Annotated in this window: 16 protein-coding genes and 3 pseudogenes; 4 read left to right on the forward strand and 15 right to left on the reverse strand. The window is 47.2% G+C overall.

Translation table 11 applies throughout. The features are described from left to right. Window positions 1-12: 12 nt before the first annotated feature. From araD to GJ1_RS17900, 15 genes and pseudogenes are all read right to left on the reverse strand, one after another. Window positions 13-699, reverse strand: coding sequence for an L-ribulose-5-phosphate 4-epimerase (gene araD / locus GJ1_RS11180; protein WP_066232439.1), 687 nt, complete (start codon window positions 697-699; stop codon window positions 13-15). A 93-nt stretch (window positions 700-792) separates the two neighbouring features. Beyond that, complete coding sequence (locus GJ1_RS11185; RefSeq protein ID WP_066232391.1) at window positions 793-1,887, reverse strand: GntR family transcriptional regulator; 1,095 nt, start codon at window positions 1,885-1,887, stop codon at window positions 793-795. A gap of 413 nt (window positions 1,888-2,300) precedes the next feature. After that, window positions 2,301-3,524 carry a multiple monosaccharide ABC transporter permease gene (mmsB, locus tag GJ1_RS11190; RefSeq protein ID WP_066232395.1) on the reverse strand — a complete coding sequence of 408 codons (1,224 nt, stop codon included), beginning with the start codon at window positions 3,522-3,524 and terminating at the stop codon, window positions 2,301-2,303. A 1-nt stretch (window position 3,525) separates the two neighbouring features. Next, window positions 3,526-5,067 (reverse strand): multiple monosaccharide ABC transporter ATP-binding protein, encoded by a 1,542-nt coding sequence (mmsA, locus tag GJ1_RS11195; RefSeq protein WP_066232398.1) that lies wholly within the window; start codon window positions 5,065-5,067, stop codon window positions 3,526-3,528. A gap of 79 nt (window positions 5,068-5,146) precedes the next feature. Continuing rightward, complete coding sequence (chvE, locus tag GJ1_RS11200; RefSeq protein WP_066232401.1) at window positions 5,147-6,226, reverse strand: multiple monosaccharide ABC transporter substrate-binding protein; 1,080 nt, start codon at window positions 6,224-6,226, stop codon at window positions 5,147-5,149. A gap of 181 nt (window positions 6,227-6,407) precedes the next feature. Further along, window positions 6,408-7,607, reverse strand: a complete 1,200-nt coding sequence (locus GJ1_RS11205) for a response regulator transcription factor (protein WP_066232404.1) — start codon at window positions 7,605-7,607, stop codon at window positions 6,408-6,410. Between the two features lie 13 nt (window positions 7,608-7,620). Further along, window positions 7,621-9,408, reverse strand: coding sequence for a cache domain-containing sensor histidine kinase (locus tag GJ1_RS11210; RefSeq protein WP_066232408.1), 1,788 nt, complete (start codon window positions 9,406-9,408; stop codon window positions 7,621-7,623). Between the two features lie 23 nt (window positions 9,409-9,431). Next, on the reverse strand, window positions 9,432-10,439 hold the full coding sequence (locus GJ1_RS11215) for a substrate-binding domain-containing protein (protein ID WP_174520115.1): 1,008 nt from the start codon (window positions 10,437-10,439) through the stop codon (window positions 9,432-9,434). 313 nt (window positions 10,440-10,752) lie between these two features. Then, window positions 10,753-11,517, reverse strand: a complete 765-nt coding sequence (locus tag GJ1_RS11220) for an enoyl-CoA hydratase (protein ID WP_066232411.1) — start codon at window positions 11,515-11,517, stop codon at window positions 10,753-10,755. Window positions 11,518-11,662: 145 nt separating this feature from the next. Further along, window positions 11,663-11,833, reverse strand: a complete 171-nt coding sequence (locus GJ1_RS18380) for a DUF4083 domain-containing protein (protein WP_157068382.1) — start codon at window positions 11,831-11,833, stop codon at window positions 11,663-11,665. A 26-nt stretch (window positions 11,834-11,859) separates the two neighbouring features. Next, window positions 11,860-13,287 (reverse strand): aldehyde dehydrogenase family protein, encoded by a 1,428-nt coding sequence (locus GJ1_RS11225; RefSeq protein ID WP_157068383.1) that lies wholly within the window; start codon window positions 13,285-13,287, stop codon window positions 11,860-11,862. Between the two features lie 135 nt (window positions 13,288-13,422). Beyond that, on the reverse strand, window positions 13,423-13,674 hold the full coding sequence (locus tag GJ1_RS11230) for a hypothetical protein (RefSeq protein ID WP_066232416.1): 252 nt from the start codon (window positions 13,672-13,674) through the stop codon (window positions 13,423-13,425). Window positions 13,675-14,032: 358 nt separating this feature from the next. Continuing rightward, window positions 14,033-14,614 (reverse strand): annotated as a pseudogene (locus GJ1_RS11235) (aspartate aminotransferase family protein); the annotation flags it as partial. A gap of 99 nt (window positions 14,615-14,713) precedes the next feature. Beyond that, entirely contained in the window at window positions 14,714-15,826 is a 1,113-nt protein-coding gene (gene tnpB, locus GJ1_RS11240) for an IS200/IS605 family element RNA-guided endonuclease TnpB (protein WP_066232418.1), read from the reverse strand. 137 nt (window positions 15,827-15,963) lie between these two features. Beyond that, window positions 15,964-16,323, reverse strand: a pseudogene (locus GJ1_RS17900) (aminotransferase class III-fold pyridoxal phosphate-dependent enzyme); the annotation flags it as partial. Between GJ1_RS17900 and GJ1_RS19490 the strand changes: the two are divergent. From GJ1_RS19490 to GJ1_RS11265, 4 genes and pseudogenes are all read left to right on the forward strand, one after another. Next, a pseudogene (locus GJ1_RS19490) lies at window positions 16,307-16,754 on the forward strand (AAA-type ATPase lid domain-containing protein); the annotation flags it as partial. The pseudogenes GJ1_RS17900 and GJ1_RS19490 sit on opposite strands and share 17 nt — an antisense overlap. A 166-nt stretch (window positions 16,755-16,920) precedes the next feature. Further along, a complete protein-coding gene (gene speB, locus GJ1_RS11255) occupies window positions 16,921-17,895 on the forward strand; it encodes an agmatinase (protein ID WP_066232427.1) in 975 nt (324 codons plus the stop codon). 30 nt (window positions 17,896-17,925) lie between these two features. Next, on the forward strand, window positions 17,926-18,264 hold the full coding sequence (locus GJ1_RS19070) for an aldehyde dehydrogenase family protein (protein ID WP_066232430.1): 339 nt from the start codon (window positions 17,926-17,928) through the stop codon (window positions 18,262-18,264). Between the two features lie 26 nt (window positions 18,265-18,290). Then, a partial coding sequence (locus GJ1_RS11265) for a carbon-nitrogen hydrolase family protein (RefSeq protein ID WP_167346116.1) occupies window positions 18,291-18,861 on the forward strand: 571 nt, incomplete at its 3' end.

Below are 18,861 nucleotides of genomic sequence, written 5' to 3' on the forward strand. Positions count from 1 at the left end.
CATTCTCCCTCCCTATTGCCCGTAGTAAGCGTTTGCGCCATGCTTGCGCAAATAGTGGCGGTTAAGCAAAGACTGGCTGATCGGATGTGCGTCGGGATTGAGCATGAATGTTCTTGCGGCCATTTTCGCTACTTCTTCCAAGACAACAGCATTATGAACGGCGTTCGCCGGATCTTTCCCCCAGGCAAACGGCCCATGCCCATGCACCAAGACACCCGGCATTTGCAACGGATCAAGAAAACGGAACGTTTCCGTAATGACCTTTCCGGTCTCCAGTTCATAAGCTCCTTGAATTTCTTCATCCGTCATCGGCCGCGTGCACGGAATTTCCCCATAAAAATAGTCGGCGTGCGTCGTCCCTAACACGGGAATTCCTTTTCCGGCCTGCGCCCAAATCGTCGCCCACGTCGAATGAGTATGCACAATTCCTCCAACGCCAGGAAATTGTTTATACAACCAAAGATGGGTCGGGGTGTCCGACGACGGTTTTAAGCTTCCTTCCACCACATTGCCGTTTAAGTCCACAACCACCATATCATCGATGGTCAGCTTGTCATACGCCACTCCGCTTGGTTTAATGACAACCAATCCGCGCTCCCGGTCAATCCCGCTGACATTTCCCCACGTAAACGTCACGAGGCGGTATTGCGGGAGCTGCAGATTGGCCTCCAATACAGATTGTTTCAACTCCTCAAGCATGGCTTCCACTCCCTATGAAAAATCTCCTCACCTCCATTATAATATTGTACGTACAATTTTTCTATACTTTTTGTATAAATACGAACATATTTTTTATATTTCTTTTGTAGAGTTACGGACGATTAACTCGGGCTTATAAATAATATCTCCGATTTTTTCAGCGGCCGGCTGCTCGATCATTTGAATCAACAGTTGCGCCGCTTGAATCCCCATTTCCGTTTTTGGATGGCGGATGGTCGTTAGCTTCACTTCCGTCGCCGTCGCAAACGTGGAGTCATCAAAACCCACAATCGAAATGTCATCAGGAACCGATAATCCTTGTTGGCGAATGACTTCGAGAAGCAAAATCGCCAGCTCATCATTGTAGCAAACAAACGCTGTCGGCCGCTCCTCTTTTGGCCGTTGCAAAAACTCCCGCGCCACCCCAAGCGGCTTGGTCATTTTCTCCTCGGTTGTGTAGGATAGAAGATACTCCGTCGCCACGGGCACCTCGTGTTGCTGGTGGGCGCGAATAAACCCCCGCAAACGATCCACCCCTTGCAAATCGTCAGTTTTAAAGAAACCAGCGATTCGGCGATGGCCTAAACGAATAAGGTGATCCGTCAATAAAAACCCGCCCTCTTCGTCGTCCATTTTGACGCATGGACAGCTCACTTCCAAATAGCGGGCGTTGATCATCACATACGGAATATGGTGGTTGTTGAGCGACAAGTAGTAGCCTAAATTTGGGTTTCCTTGCGCGCTTTTCGTCGGCTCGATGATCAGCCCGCTTAATGGCTCTCGAATCATCTCCTCAAGCTGTTCTTTCTCTCTCTGTTTATCGTTATTTGTGCTCGCCAACAAAAGGCGGTAGCCTTTTTCCCGCAGCGTCTCCTCCGCTCCACGTACAATATGAGGAAAAATATAATCGGAAATATAGGTCGTCACGATCCCGATCGTTTTCGTGTCAACCTGTTCTTTCGGCTTCGGCCGGGACACAAACGTGCCGCTCCCTTGAATTTTGTACAGCCATCCTTCCTTTTCGAGCTCCCCGAGCGCCTGCCGAACCGTATGTCGGCTCAGCTGAAACTGATTGGCAATCTCGTGTTCCGTCGGGATTTTCTCATCCGGCTTTATTTGTCCGGAAATGATCCAAGATAAAATTTCTTGTTTTAATTGCAGATATTTCGGCAGCGTTTTCTCCTTCATATTCCACCTCAACGACAAAAAATGAGATACAAATTAATTTTATTATAGCAGTTTTTATTTGTCCGTATCTATTATTCCAAGAGCGATGGAGAAAATGGAAAGCAATAGGAATATTTGTCGCCAACTTACGCATAAGTCCCTTCCAAACGAAAGGACACCATGGAGAAAACGCTCCAGCCCCGGAAGTCCTCTTGATAATGTAAAAAACAAGACTATATAAAATTTTGTTTTACATCCAGCCGATCGCCGTGTTATATCATAGTCGAATTGTATGGGGGTCAAAACAGAAACGAAAAATCGGAAATTCCTTATTGCAACTTATATAGTAAGGAGATCGTTCTCCCTTTCGTTCGTTTTTCTGCCAATTTGTCAAAAAAGCCAAGCCGATGCGCTTGGCTCTTTGCTCCCTTGGGTTATGAGGCTTTATTTTTGTTATAAATATCAAAAGCAACCGCAATGAGCAGTACAAGCCCTTTGATCGCTTGTTGCCAGTCAATCCCCAATCCCAACAACGACATTCCATTGTTCATCACACCCATGACAAGACCGCCGATAATCGCTCCCCCGATCGTGCCGACACCGCCATAAGCGGATGCTCCTCCGATAAAGCACGCCGCAATGGCATCGAGTTCAAACAAGTTTCCCGCTTTCGGTGTTGCGGCATTGAGACGAGCGGCAAAAATCAATCCGGACAAGGCAGCCAGCACACCCATGTTAACAAACACCCAAAATGTGACGCGTTTCGTTTTAATCCCCGACAATTGGGCTGCCTTTTCATTGCCGCCAATGGCATAAATATGGCGCCCGACGACCGTCCGATTCGCCACAAAGGAATAAGCGATAATCAACGCGGCCAAAATCACCAAAATCGTCGGGATTCCTTCATACGTCGCTAAAATATAAGTGAAAATCATGATCACAGCGGCAATCGCAGCCAGTTTCAAGGCAAACATCGGCGCAGGGTTGACGGCAAACCCATATTTTTTCTGGCTATTTCGTTTTCTCCATTCCAGTACAATAAACAAGAGGGAAGCGGCGACACCGATCACAATGGTGAACAGATGGATCTCTCCTCCATGAAATACGTCTGGGAGAAACCCAGAACTCATATTTTGGAATGTTTTCGGGAACGGGGCGATCGACTGTCCTTCCAAAATGACCATCGTCAATCCCCGAAACAGCAACATCCCTGCCAATGTAACAATGAACGATGGAATTTTTACGTACGCCACCCAAAACCCTTGCCATGCACCAATCAAGGCTCCAAGCAATAAACAAATGAGCATTGTCAGCCACACTGATGCATGGTGCTGAACCATCAGAATGCCGGCCAATGCCCCGACAAAAGCTGCCACCGATCCGACGGACAAGTCAATATGTCCAGTGATAATGACAAGCATCATGCCGACAGCCAGCACCAAAATATAACTGTTTTGCAAAATCAAGTTCGTAATATTTAATGGCCGCAACAAAATGCCCCCAGTTAACACTTGGAACAATAACATAATCAAAATGAGAGCGATGACCATGCTGGAACTTCTCATATTGTTTTTAATCATCTGACCGATCGATAACCGTTGATTTTCTACAGATTGCCCTGAAGAACGATGCACTGCTTTTCGCATTGGCGCTTCCATCTTATGCTCCCTCCTGAATTGCTGTTTTGGTCATGAGCCTCATTAGTTTTTCTTGTGTCGCATCTTCCCGCGACACCTCGCCAGTGATTCTCCCTTCACTCATCACATAAATTCGGTCGCACATGCCAAGAATTTCTGGGAGTTCAGACGAAATCATTAAAATCCCTTTCCCTTCATCGGCCAGCTGCTGAATGATTGTGTAAATTTCATATTTCGCACCGACGTCAATTCCTCGTGTCGGTTCGTCAAGAATCAAAATATCGGGCTCAGCGAAAATCCATTTGCTTAACACCACTTTTTGCTGATTCCCTCCACTTAGGGCTTCCACTTTTTGAAATACACTTGGCGTTTTAATTTTGAATTGGTCACGGAATCGTTCCGATTGAACAATTTCTTGATTTTCATCAACCACAAAATGATTCGAGATTTTTCCTAAACGGGAAAGCGTAATATTTTTCCGAATGTCTTCTATTAAGATGAGACCATTTCCTTTCCTGTCTTCTGTTACATAGGCAATCCCGTTGGCGATGGCCTTGCTGACATCGCTGACATCAATTTTGACTCCGTTTTTCCATATCTCTCCGCTAATTTTCTTCCCGTATGACCGACCAAAGATGCTCATAGCCAATTCCGTTCGTCCCGCCCCCATGAGGCCAGCAATCCCGACAATTTCTCCTCTGCGAATCGACAGATTGACGTCATCAATCACCTTGCGCTCCGAGTAAACAGGGTGATACACCGTCCAATTCTTCACTTCAAATATGATTTCGCCAATCTTCGGCGTTCTTGTCGGATAACGATTGGTCAAGTCGCGCCCGACCATTCCACGGATAATCCGGTCTTCGGTCACCTCATCATGTTTCATATCCAACGTTTCAATTGTTTTTCCATCCCGTAAAATCGTGATCGAATCAGCGACTTTGGCAATTTCATTTAATTTATGGGAAATAATAATGGCTGATAACCCCTGTTTTTTCAATTCCAAAAGCAAATTCAGCAAGTTTTCGCTGTCATCTTCATTCAATGCCGCTGTCGGCTCATCCAAAATAAGCAATTTGACTTCTTTGGCCAATGCTTTCGCGATTTCTACGAGTTGTTGCTTGCCGACGCCAAGTTGGCCGACCGGTGTATGCGGCGATTCATCTAATCCAACTTTCTGCAGCAGTTTTTTTGTTTGAGCAATCGTTTCATTCCAATTAATGATGCCTTTTTTCGCCCGTTCATTCCCTAAAAAAATATTTTCGGCAATAGATAAATAGGGAATCAAGGCCAGCTCTTGATGAATAATAACAATTCCTAACTGTTCGCTCTGTTTAATATCCTTAAATCTACATACGTCACCCTTAAATAAAATTTCTCCGTCATACGTGCCGTATGGATAAACACCACTCAACACTTTCATTAATGTCGATTTCCCGGCTCCATTCTCTCCACAAAGCGCGTGAATTTCCCCTTCCCGCACCTTTAAGTTCACATTATCAAGCGCTTTCACTCCAGGAAATTGTTTCGTAATCCCCCTCATTTCTAAAATAAACTCTGACATTTTCTGTTGCCCCCTTGTAAGAGAGTTACGGATATAAGGGGTGCAGGTGCATCCCTTATATCCGACTTTTTGGCATCTTCTACTTTTCTAAATCTTCTTTTTTGTAATAGCCGCTGTCGATCAATACTTTTTCATAATTGGATTTATCAACCGAAACCGGTTCCAGCAAGTACGCTGGGACAACTTTAACACCGTTATTATACGTTTTTGTATCGTTCACTTCCGGTTTTTTCCCTTTCAACACCGCATCAGCCATTTCCACCGCTTTTTTCGCTAATTCACGTGTATCCTTAAATACCGTTTGCGTCTGTTCCCCTGCAATAATCGATTTCACCGAAGCCAATTCCGCATCTTGACCAGTAATCACCGGCATCGGTTTGCTTGGAGTTCCATAGCCAACCCCTTTTAAGGACGAAATGATGCCGATGCTAATGCCATCGTACGGAGACAAAACTGCATCAACGCGAGCATTCGTATAATGCGCACTCAACAAGTTATCCATACGTGCCTGAGCTGTTGCCCCATCCCAGCGCAATGTCGCTACCTGGTCAAACTTCGTCTGGCCGCTTCTCACCACTAATTTTCCGGAATCAATGTACGGCTTTAACACCGACATCGCTCCATCAAAGAAGAAATAAGCATTATTGTCATCCGGAGAACCAGCAAACAACTCAATGTTGAACGGTCCTTTTCCTTCTTTCAATCCGAGTTTTTGTTCGATATATTGCCCTTGCAGCACACCGACTTTAAAGTTGTCAAACGTTGCGTAGTAATCCACGTATTTGCTGTTTTTAATCAAACGGTCGTACGAAATGATCTTAATCCCTTGTTTATGCGCTTTTTCCAACACATCTGTTAACGCTTCCGCATCAATCGGGGCAATCACCAACACATTGACCCCTTTAGTGATCATGTTTTCAATTTGCGATACTTGGTTCTCAACGACATCCTCAGCATATTGCAAATCCGTCTTATAGCCGAGCTTTTTGAATTCTTTTACCATATTTTGTCCGTCATGAATCCAGCGCTCCGATGACTTCGTCGGCATGGAAATGCCAACAAATCCGGCGTCTTTTCCGCCGTTCGCTCCGAGCCCTCCACAAGCGGACAATGACAGCACAAACACCAATAATGTAAGTACATATAAAAACCTTTTCATTTTTTAACCCCCTTAAATTTGTACGTATATTTAGTTTCTGGTTTTACTATATCATCGAACAAGTTGTTCGTCTTTTTAATAAATTAACTGTTTTTATAAAAATTCAACTTTGTTAAAGCGTTTTCAAGAAAAGAAGAACGGCCTTTTCAAAAGACCGTTTCATCTCATCAATCCCCGTTTTTTATTCATTTGTTATGTGCATTTTTCGATATTGATTTGGAGATACTCCCATCGCTTTTTTAAAAGCGGTGCTGAAATAATGTTGCGTATCATAACCGACACGCTCAGCAATTTCATGGATCGGCAATTCGGTAGACAAAAGCAGCTCCGCTGCCTTTTCCATCCGAGTTTTCGTCAACAAATGAACAAACGGAATGCCAAGCTCTTGCTTGATCATTCGACTTAAATAAACCGGGGAGACATTGAGAAATCGAGCAACGGACTCAAGTGTCAAATCCGGCTGGCTAAAGTGTTTTTGGATATACTGTTTGGCACGGCGGACAATCGGAGAAAGGCGGCTTTCTTCCGCCATCTGCTCCTTGCATTTTTCATAGGCCGTCCTCACCCCGGTTATTCCTCCTTCCACCGTTTTGATATATACACTGGCGCTGATGTACAAATGTTGTTTCAGTGCCATTTCAATCTGTCCACGCTGTTCTTTACTGATCGGCTTCCAGTTGATCATAACGATGAACTCGTCTGAATCGCGAAAAACCATTTTTTCACCATCGGCCAATAACTCAGTGATGACGTTCTCAATGGCGAATAAAAGCAACTGCCGATCCCGATCATTCACAATTGACTGATTTTTAAATGAAAGCCATTGAATCACAACGACTTGCGCAGGACAAGATCGTGGAAGCCCAAACAATGACAGGTGTTTCATGATCTCTTCCTCTGTCAATCGCCCAGCCACCCATTCCATCCCAAATTGTTCGCGAAGTACGTGAAGATGCTTTTGTACTTGATTTGTTAACAACTCCATATATCGTTTTTCCTTTTGTTCCTGTTCGAGCTTCTCCTTCACTTTGGCGACTACTTCGCGCAATTGCTGTGGATTGGTTGGCTTCAATAAATAATCATCCACCTGAAGGCGAATCGCCTCCTGCGCATATGAAAACTCATCGTAGCCAGTAATCACAATCATATGGCAGTTCGGCAACTTCTCCCGCACATGTTTCATCAGCGTAATCCCATCCATGATCGGCATACTTAAATCGACAAATAATACGTTCACTTCATGTTGCAAAGCAAGTTCAAGCGCCTCTTGCCCGTCTTCCGCCTCTGCAACAATTTCCATATCAAATCCATTCCAATCGATCGACTCCCGAATTCCTTCACGAATGATGACTTCATCATCCGCAATCAACACCTTCCACATGCATCCATCCCTCCTAAGGAAGATGGGTGATGATCGGATGCACAATCGTTACGGTTGTTCCTTTTCCTTCCTCACTATCAATATGCAACCGGTAGGACGGACCAAATGTTAATTGTAAGCGAGCTTGTACGTTCACCATCCCGTATCCTTTCACCTTTTTCATTCTGCCTTCCTGATCTCCTGATGTAAAGTCAATGGCTAAGCCTTTCCGTAGCTCTTCTAGCCGATCTCGGGGCATTCCGATGCCATCATCTTTCACACGAATATACATCACTCCATCATGTTCTCTTACTTGAATCCAAATATGTCCTGGTCCCCTTCGCTGTTTAATGCCATGATAAATGGCATTTTCCACAATCGGTTGCAACAACAACTTTAACACATAGAACTGGCGTAAATGTTCAGGGATATCAAATGTGTAGTTTAACTTATCTCTATAACGAACTTTCTGAATACGCAAGTAACTTTTTATATGCTCTACTTCCTCATCCAAAAGAATCATATCCTTCCCTTGGCTTAGCCCGATTCGGAACAACCTCGCCAGTGCATTGACTAGTTCAGCAACATCATCCGCCCCTTTTTTGCGCGCCATCCATTGGATTGTATCCAATGTATTGTAAAGGAAGTGCGGTTTAATTTGCGCTTGCCATCCTCGCAATTCTGCCTCCCATCGCTGCCGTTCTCGCCATTCGGCCAAGGTGATGAAACGCTGCATTTGATCCAACATATGGTTAAAGCTTCGACCCAACACCCCAATTTCATCCATCCGATTGTCATGATAACGAACCGTTAAATCGCCTGCTTGCGCTCTTTTCATAAAAGCTGTCAACTGGCTGATCGGACGGGATAATGAAAACGACAGGTAATAGGAAGCACCAATTGCAATAAAACTGACGAAAAAAATAAAGCTGACTATATAAAAATGGATCTCTTTCACTTCTAATGCCGATTCATCACTAGGAAACACCCCAATCGTTGTCCAATTGGTAAATGGAGAACGCTGGTAAATAAACTGAATATGTTGTCCATTGATGCTCTTGGAAAATGCACCACTATTTCCTTTGATCCAGCGCAATGGCACAGCTGTCAATATCGATCGACTTGGAGTATAGATGCTTTTCCCCTGTTCATCCATCACCAATAAATATCCCCATTTTCCAAGACGGATATTTTTAGCAGCTTCCGCAATTACCCTCAACTTCAAATCAATCAGTACAACCCCTTTCACTTTTTGTGTCTCGGGATCCAAAATGGCTCGAACGGCAGATACGACTTCTGCATTCGTATAATGGGCATGAGAAATGACATTTCGCCCGATAGGATGACCGATCATTTTAAAAATGCCTTTATTTTTCACAGCCTCACGATACCACCATTCATTTGTCAATGGTTGTGAAGAACGGCTGTACATTTCATTGCTTATATAGTCGCCATATTCGTTAACAACTAAAATCCCCGCAATCTCAGGATACAGCGTAGTGATTCCTTGCAAAAATTGACGCATCTCATAATCATTGCGAGACGATGCACGATCCAAAAAAGCTTTCATCTCCGGATTAAAAGCAATAAGATACGTTACATTTTGCATATTATCGGCATAAAACTCTAATGTCTGATTGACTTGGCTAATCAATTGCAGCGTATTTTCATTTACTTGTCGTTCGATAATTCGATCAACCGCCCACCCTACCAAACTTCCTAAACCTAGTGCAGGAACAATCATAGAAATGAGCAACAACGAAACAAACTTGTATCGTATCGGCCAATGGCTAACCCGCCAACGCTTTATCACTCGCAACATTGATCACTCGTTCCCCTGTGTAGTCATCTAGCATAAAAATGATCCACATTTTCCCGCGTAACGATCGTAATTCCTGTATCAACATACGTCGGCAGCGTTGAATCTCCTGACCGTAATGGAGACGTGAGGCGATGATGGAGATGAAATAAAAACTGCAGCGACCAGTACCCCATATTCCATGTCCCTTGGGCTAACGTCGCAGCGATAACTCCTCCCTTTACTAAATCTAGCGTTTGTTTTTCTGTATCGAAACTAATGAGCTTAATCTCTTTCTTATTCAACTCCTTAACCGCCTCCGCCATGCCAACTCCCCCGTTCGCTTCTGTCGCAAAGATCCCTTGCACATCCGGATAATCCTGTAAGATCTCCATTGCCGCCTGTTTCGAGGCCATGGAATCCCCTTTTCCATTCTTTACGGCCACCACTTGCATTCGCGGATATTTTTGATAGATCGTCTCAACAAATCCTCTTGTTCTCTCTTGATGATTGAGTTGATGAGGAGAGGTAATCACTGCGACCCTCCCTTTGTTTTTTAGCAGTTTGGCCATTTCGTGAGCCGCGGTCACCCCAGCGCTGTAGTTATTCGTACCTAGAAATGAAAACGCCTTGCTTCCCGAGGCGTTTGAATCAAATAACACAACCGGAATTCCTTCCTCAACCGCTTTATTGATTGTTTTCGTCAGCGCTGTCGGATTAATGGCAGAAATGGCGATCCCTGCAGGTTTTCTTGCAATCACTTGTTCAAGCACCGTTACTTGTTCATTGACATCATATTGGGTCGCCCCTCGATATTCCACAGAAACATTCAGCGCTTCCGCCGCATCTTCAAACCCTTTAAGACAACGCTTCCAATAATCCATCCCCGATTGAAAGGTGACCATGACGTATTTTTCGTCAGGTTTGCCTTGAAGCGGTGATATGTCCTCGTTAACAGACCGAACACGGGACATATCATGTTGATAATGATAAACATACGCGATAAACATGGCTAGCAAGCCTGCATATGCTACAATTAAAGCCCGCATCCTCATTGTCCATCCCCTGTCTTCGACATAATATATACTTACAAGTTTCAACTGATTCAGTTTAGTTGTACGTATCAATACATACGATATACAACAATTTATCATGATTCAAACTAGTCATTCAAATAAATTTTGACACCACTTGAGCCTTATACGTAAAAACCTCTCCCATCAGGGAAAACAGGACAACCCCTGATGGGAGAGGGAAATGAAATGGATACAATTATTCTGCTATACGTCATTCTGACTTTATACAAGCAATTGTACTCTACCTAAATCTGTAGCATCAGTTTACCATAGGCATTAGGAACCCCCTTTCCTACCTCCCCCGAAACACCGGTTTCCGTTTCTCTAAAAAGGCGCGGACGCCTTCGCGGTGGTCTTCGGTTTGCCGCATGCGCTGTTGGGCATTGGTTTCTAGTTCAAGAACCCGAAGCAAATCCCCTTTTGTTTGCTCGGCATACAGTATTTTTGTCGCAATCATGGCTTGAAGCGGTTTTTCTTGCAGTGAAGCGATGGCTTGCTCTGCCTGCTCCTCGTTCTCGACAACGAGGTCGACGAGGCCAATCTGTTTCGCCTCGTCGGCGCCCATTGTTTTTCCTTCCCAGATGATCTGTTTGGCTTTCGCCGTGCCGACCCGCTGCGCCAGGAAGAAATGCCCGCCGCCGTCAGGGATGAGTCCAATGCCGATGAAATTCATGGCCAGGCGCGCTTCTTTCGTGGCGACGAGGTAATCGCTCGCCAAGGCAAAGCTGAATCCAAGGCCGGCCGCCGGGCCGTGGATGAGCGAAACGGTGATTTTCGGCATCGTATACAATAGCATAACCATCTCTTGAATCATTTTCATTACGGTCTCGAATTGGCTTGGATCATCGACCGCCAGCATCGTTTTAATGTCGCCGCCCGCGGAAAAGCCTCTTCCCCTGCCGCGGATGACGACAACGGAAGCGTCGCTTTCCTTGATTTGCCGCAACGCGTCGACGAGTTCATGCAACATTTGTACATCCATCGCATTGAGTGCCTGCGGGCGATTGAGTTCCAGTATTGCTTTGTTTTGGTCAAATGTCAAAACAACCGTTTCCATCGTTCTCCCCCTCTGAATCATCATTCATTTATTCATTTCCCGATCGGAGGGCGAAATTCCTTTTTTGTGCATGAAAAAATGGGTGCCCGCAGCCAAGGCACCCTCCCTTTCATTGCATTTTACCGTGTATGTTTGCCTGCTCTCTTTACAGCCGTCCTTTCTCCTCGCCTAAAGCAGCAAGCTGCCGCTCGATCCGTTCGAGCCGGCGCCCCATACTCCCGATGGAGAAGGCGATCCATATAACTGCCACAAACAGCACAAACGGCAGAAGCCACGCAAACAAAGGAAACAACACATCTCCAATCGAAACCCTCATCTACCCTAACTTTTTCCATCCCTGTTTTAGTTTTCGTTAAAAATAATCAACTTCAGCTCGGTCATTTCCTCAACCGCATAGCGGATTCCCTCACGGCCGAACCCGCTTTCTTTCACGCCGCCGTACGGCATATGGTCGACGCGGAACGTCGGGATGTCGTTAATCAGCACGCCGCCGACGTGCAGTTGTTTCGCCGCTTTCCACGCGGTATGGACGTTGTCGGTGTAGATGCCTGCCTGCAAGCCGTAGCGCGAATCGTTGACAAGCGCAATCGCCTCCTCAATAGAACGGACGCGGTTGATCAAGACGATCGGAGCGAACACTTCTTGGCACGACACTTTCATCGTCGGTTCGGCATCTACAATGACCGTCGGAAGCAAGATATTGCCGTCCCGCTCGCCGCCGAGGACGACGTTCGCGCCGCCTTGTTTCGCCTCTTCAATCCACGAAAGCGCCCGGTCGACATCGTTTGGCGTAATTAAGGCCGACACATCGGTATTCGGATCGAGCGGGTCACCCGTCTTCAATTGTTTGGCCGCCGTGACAAATTTTTCAACGAATTCGTCATAACGATTCTCATGCACGTAGATGCGCTGGAGCGAAATGCACACTTGCCCTTGGAACGTGAAAGCGCCAAATACGCAGCGCGGGATGATCCGGTCAATATCGACCTGCTCGTCGACGATCACGGCTGAGTTTGAGCCAAGCTCGAGCGTCACCCGCTTTAAGCCCGCTTTGTTGCGGATCGCGATGCCGACTTCCGGGCTGCCGGTGAAAGTGATCATGCTGATGCGCGGGTCGGTGACGATTTTATCGCCGACCGTGCGGCCGCTCCCAGTCACGACGTTAAGCGCCCCTTTCGGCAAACCCGCTCTCTCGAACAATTCAGCGATAAAGTAGGCCGACAGCGGCGTTTGGCTCGCTGGTTTCAACACAACCGTGTTGCCTGAGGCGATGGCCGGGCCGAGTTTATGGGCAACTAGGTTCATCGGAAAGTTAAACGGTGTGATCGCCCCGATGACGCCGATCGGCTCGCGGACCGTCAGGGCGATGCGATTTTCCCCTCCCGGCGCCGCGTCAAGCGGCAGCGTTTCCCCATGGATGCGCTTTGCTTCTTCGGCGGCGAATTTGTACGTTTGGATCGTGCGCGCCACTTCCCCTCTCGCCGTTGTGATCGGCTTGGCCGCTTCAAGCGCGATCAATTTTGCCGCTTCTTCCTGCCGCGCTTTCAGCTGCTCGACGACCCGTTCTAAAATAGCCGCCCGCTCGTAGGCCGGCATAGCGGCCATCGTTTGCCGCGCCGCATACGCCGCGGCGATCGCTTCATCGACTTCTTGTTCCGTCGCCACCGGGATTTCAGCGATCGTCTCGCGCGAATACGGCGATTTCAGTTCGGTATAAGACTTGGCTTCCCGCCATTCGCCGTTGATGTATAGTTTCTTTCTTTCCGTCATTCTTCCCATCCCTTCCTAAACGAATATTTCGTGGTATGAAGCCCAGCCTTTAGCCATGTCAATAGTGTAGTTCGCCATTTGCCTGGAGGAATCCTCTTTTCATTCCCAAAACAATTAAGGGAGATAAGGGTTCGTTCAAAGAGCGTTTTGTCGATCCTCTAATGCCTCATTGCCGCTTTTCAAGTTCGAAGATGGGAACAAGTAGGAAAACACAACGATAGAAATGATACTAGCCCCAATCCCATACATAATCGGGTTCGTCGAGCTCAATCCTTCCACCGCCAAACCAATAAGAACGACCAATGAACTGATCACAATCGTCGCCATCGTTGGCGCAAGCAAATCGGGCATTTTGTGAAAGAGAGGCATCGAGTTGTTCGCTGTCACGCACAACTCCCCCTTTGGTCAAGGCATTTTTGTTCATCGAAAACGAAGACGCAAATTTTATGCCAATTTTTAACCTATTGTATATTTTTTGTGAATTACTTTTATTAAGTTCCTGTTTTATAGCTTTGCTTCCCATCCAGCAGCCGATCTCATTCATTTTTGAATCAAAAAAATTCATTTTTGAATCAACACAGATTGTTCCTCTTTCAGGAAACATTTCCTTGTAGTGAAGAGATGAGTTTCAAATTAAAAAACCGCACCACGAAAAGGTGGCACGGTCCAAAAACACGATGTCACCATCACCTTTTTTCGACCGCATCACGAAGTTTCCATCAGTCGTTTGATGAGGAATAACTCATCATGCCAATTCAGCAATGACTTCTTCGATGACATCCAATGCTTCCTCCAACTGTTCATCGGTGATGACAAGCGGCGTTAAGAGGCGAATGACATTGCTGTATAGACCCGCACTCATGACGATGACGCCCCGTTGATGGCATTCTCGCAAAATGGCGGCCGTTAACTCCTTATTCGGCGTTTTCGTCTTTGCATCGGTGACAAATTCAATGGCCACCATGGCTCCAAGCCCCCGTACATCCCCAATCGTCTCATATTTCTCCTGCAACCGTCTGAACCGCTTAATGACAGTTTCCCCAATGGCATTGGCGCGCTCAATGAGCCGCTCCTGCTGCAGCATATGAATCACTTCCAAAGCGGCCACGCAGCCAAGCGGGCTGCCCCCGTATGTCCCGCCGATTTCTCCTGGATTTGGCGCGTCCATAACTTCAGCTCTTCCTGTCACTGCGCTGATCGGCACCCCTGCTCCGATCGACTTCGACATGGTAATCAAATCGGGCACCACATCAAAATGTTCGATGGCGAACATCTTCCCCGTTCGCCCAAATCCGGTCTGAATTTCATCAGCATTGAACGCTCTCCCACCTACGCTTGCGCTTCGAGGTGGGAGATTCTTGGGAACCCTCGCCCTACGGCAGGCTGTTCACCAAGCCATCCCCGTGCGTCCCACGGTTCAGCTGTCTTACGAAGACAGCAAACGAAGCCCTTCCTGCAAAATATTTCGGGCGGCGTTCTCGTCCCGATCATGTTCGGCTCCGCAGTTCGGGCACACCCACTCGCGGATGTCGAGCGATTTCACCTCAACATGCCGGCGCCCACAGCACGAGCACAATTGGCTCGATGGAAACGTGCGGCCGACACGAACCAACGTCCGCCCGTACCATTTCGCTTTATACTCGAGCATCCGAAGCAAGCGCCCCCACGCGGAATCCGAAATGCGTTTGGCCAACTTGCGATTCTTCTGCATGTTCTGCACACGCAAGTCCTCCACGCACACCACTTGGTTTTCGCGGATGAGGCGGGTGGACAGTTTGTGCAGGAAATCGTTCCGGCAGTTGGCGATTTTCTCATGAAGCTTGGCGACTTTCAAGCGGGCTTTGCGCCAGTTCGAACCGCCCGGCTTCCGGCGGGCCATCACCCGCTGCCAGTACGCCAGCTTCTCTTCGTATCGGCGCCAATACTGAGGGTGTTCGACCTTCTCTCCAGTGGAAAGAACCACCATATGTTTCAACCCCAAATCAACGCCCACTTGCTTGTCCGTTGGGGGCAATGAGGGAATGTCCGTTTCCACGAGGATCGAAACAAAATACTTCCCCGTTCGGTTGCGGCGAATGGTAGCCGAAAGAATGCGGCCTTCCACCTCACGGCTTTTGGCAAACGCCACCCATCCGAGCTTGGGGAGTTTCAACCGATGGCCGTCCACTTCGATCGATGGGCGCCCCTTCTTTGGGCAGTTGCACTGGGCGGTGTACGACTGGTTCGGGTGTTTTTTGCTTTTGAAGCGGGGAGCGTTCGCCGTTCCATCGAAGAATCGGTCAAACGCCTCGGCCAACTGTTGCAATGCATTTTGCAAGGCGGTCGAATCGGGCGCTTTCAGCCACGGGAGCGTTTGCTTCAACGCAGTCAACCGCTTGGAGCACTCGTTATAGCTAAGCCCCACCCCTGTTGTTTCATACGCCTGATTCCATTCGGACAAAAAGTGATTGTACACAAACCGGCAGCACCCGATCGTTTGGTGAATGAGCTCCGCTTGTGTTCGGGTGGGATACAACCGAAAGCGGTAGGCTTTGTGCATGACCTTCCCTCCCTCCTTACAGAACATTTGTTCTATCTTCTATTTTACACCTTTTGTTCGTTGAAGGCAAGAGAGAGAGTGATGGCGAATGCCGATTCATCCCCCACTTACGCTCACGCGTAGAAGTGGGGGTCTTCTCGGTTTGGAATGATAAACCCACCCTCTCCTTGCACAGGCTCCATCATAATCGCGGCTACGTCTTCTGCCGGAACTTCCGAGAGAAAAAAGTCCTCAAGCCGCCGCAAAAGCTCAGCGTCCAATTCTTCGTTTGTCATGCCCGCCGGCTTTCGGTAATAATACGGATACGGCAGTTTGTACGTGTCGGGCGCAAAGGGGCCGAATCCAAATTTATACGGTTTAACTTTGCTCGTCAGCGACATCGCAAGCAACGTCCGCCCGTGAAACCCTCTTTCAAAAGAGAGAACGGCTCTTCTCCCAGTATACTTTCGAGCGATTTTGACGGCATTTTCGACCGCTTCTGCCTTGCGCGAGAGAAAAGAAGATATTTTCATGTTAGCGCAATACTTTTTGGAAAAGTTTAATAAAAAATACCATATGGATAAATACTTCCATCCATCCATCCATTGTTGATCACCTGATTCACTACAATTGGCCAGGCAACGTGCGAGAGTTGGAAAATATGATCGAGCGATTGGTCATTACCTCTGAAACGAGAGCCATTTATCCGGAATATCTCCCTTTTTTCATCCATCAACATCCAGAGGCGATTGCAACCCATCCGCCGTTAGAAAAAGGGAGCGAACCATCGACATTAAAAGAAGCCATTGAACAAGTGGAACGGCACTGGCTTCTGCGCGCGGTCAAACAATGCAAAACAACGTATGAGATGGCTGATTATCTTGGCATCAGCCAGCCCACGGTCGTACGAAAGCTGAAAAAGTACGGTGTTGATTCAAAAACGAATTAAGATTCATTTTTGAATGAAGCGTTCGCTCATTTTTGAACATACGCAAGCAAGGATGGGCGGTAAAAGCAGCCTTGCTTGCGTATTTCTTGTCTACTTCCCCTTTTTGGCACACTTTTTGCTTCTAAAACCATCACGAACATTTTTCACTGCCCAAGGAGGTCTTGACATGTACAAACCGAAAGATTCTTCCCAATCGCCCCGCTTTTGCGGAGTTCGCACCTTTATGCGGTTGGAACAAATCAAAACAACAGACGATGTCGATTTTGTCATAGTTGGCGTTCCTTTTGACACCGCGGCATCAAACCGAACTGGACAACGATATGGCCCACAGCACATTCGCAATTTTTCTGTCTTGCTTCGCCCTTACAATCCAGATATGGATATTGATATTTTTGCCTATTGTTCCGGCGTCGATTTCGGGGATATTGATGTCATTCCCGGCAATGCGCTCCGCACGTATGATCGCATCGTCGAAGAGCTGCGGCCGTTGTTGAAGAACGATGTCGTTCCCATTATCATGGGGGGCGATCACTCCATTACGTTGGGGAATTTACGAGCTTTTTATGAGCGCTTTGGCCCCATCGCACTCGTTCATTTTGATTCTCACAGTGACACTTGGGACCATTACTATGGAGAAAAATATATGCATGGCATGCCGTTCCGCCGCGCTGTCGAGGAAGGGTTGCTCGATGTAGATCATTCCATTCAAATCGGGATGCGCGGACCGCTTTACAGTGCCGATGATATCGAGAGCGCACGGCGGCTTGGTTTTGAAGTCATTCCGATGAAAGAAGTCCGGCAAATCGGCTTTTCCGAAGTGATGCGCCGCGTTCATCAACGCGTCGGGGACAAACCCGTCTTCATTTCCTATGATATTGATTTTGTTGACCCGGCGTTCGCCCCTGGCACCGGTACACCGGAAGTGGGCGGGCCGACCAGCTGTGAGGCGCTCGAATATGTAAGGGGGCTTGACGGGCTGAATATTGTCGGATTTGACCTCGTCGAAGTATTGCCTGCTTATGACTGCGGAGAAATTACAGCGGTATTGGCTTCTGCCATTATGTATGAGATGATCACACTTGTGGCGTTAAAGAAAAAGCGGGCGCAGTCAAACACCCTGTCGGCAGCGAAAATGACATAAAACCATTTTAACGAAAAGGGGCAGCCTTCCATGGTGTATATCAATGGAAAATGGAGCAAAGGACAAGGGAAAACAAGAGCCATCATCAATCCAGCGAATGAGGAAATCATGATAGAAATCAATGAAGCATCCCAGTCACAAACCGTAGAGGCGATCCAAGCGGCCCATCACGCCTTTCAATACACCGATTGGCCATCCAATCCGAGCATGCGGATTGCTGCGCTTCGCCAATTGGCGGATCTGTTGGAAAATTCATCCACTTGCCGTCGGCTCCACCATGCTGACGTTTCTTTTATCGGGAGCTGTTTATTTTGGGTTGATGAAATGGACAAAACAAATATTGGCAAGCACGAATACGATGGAGCTTGAATCTCCCACTAACTTGGAGGGATGATATGAATCGATCGTTTGACATCGCGTTGGCGCAGATGGCGCCGGCGAACGGCGACATTGGCGCCAACTTGGCCAAAATGGAAGCCATCATCAATGAGTGCAAGCGAAAGTTCCCTAATGTCCATCTTCTTCTGTTCCCGGAACTTTGCACCACTGGCTACGTATTATCGGAAACGCTGAAAGAGGCGGCCCAAACATGGGACGGCCCTACGTTTCAGCACATGAGCCAGCTTGCTCAAAAATTTCAATTGTATATTGCCTACGGATACGCTGAAAAAGATCGTGCAGAAAATATATACAACTCTCTTATGTTGATTCATCCCAGTGGACAATGTATAGGCAATTATCGAAAAATCCACTTGACTCCTTTCGAAAAAAACTGGTTTTCTTCGGGAGCCGAGCCGGTGCTGGTGGATACAGAACTCGGCCGCATTGGTCTAATGATTTGTTGGGACTTAGCTTTTCCAGAATTAGCAAGATACCTAGCCGTCCATGGAGCCGAGCTTCTTCTCGTTCCATGCGCTTGGGAATCTCCCTTTCATGCACCGTTTCAAAAATTCGCCATGGCACGTG

Source organism: Geobacillus jurassicus NBRC 107829 (genome assembly GCF_001544315.1).
GTDB lineage: Bacteria > Bacillota > Bacilli > Bacillales > Anoxybacillaceae > Geobacillus > Geobacillus jurassicus.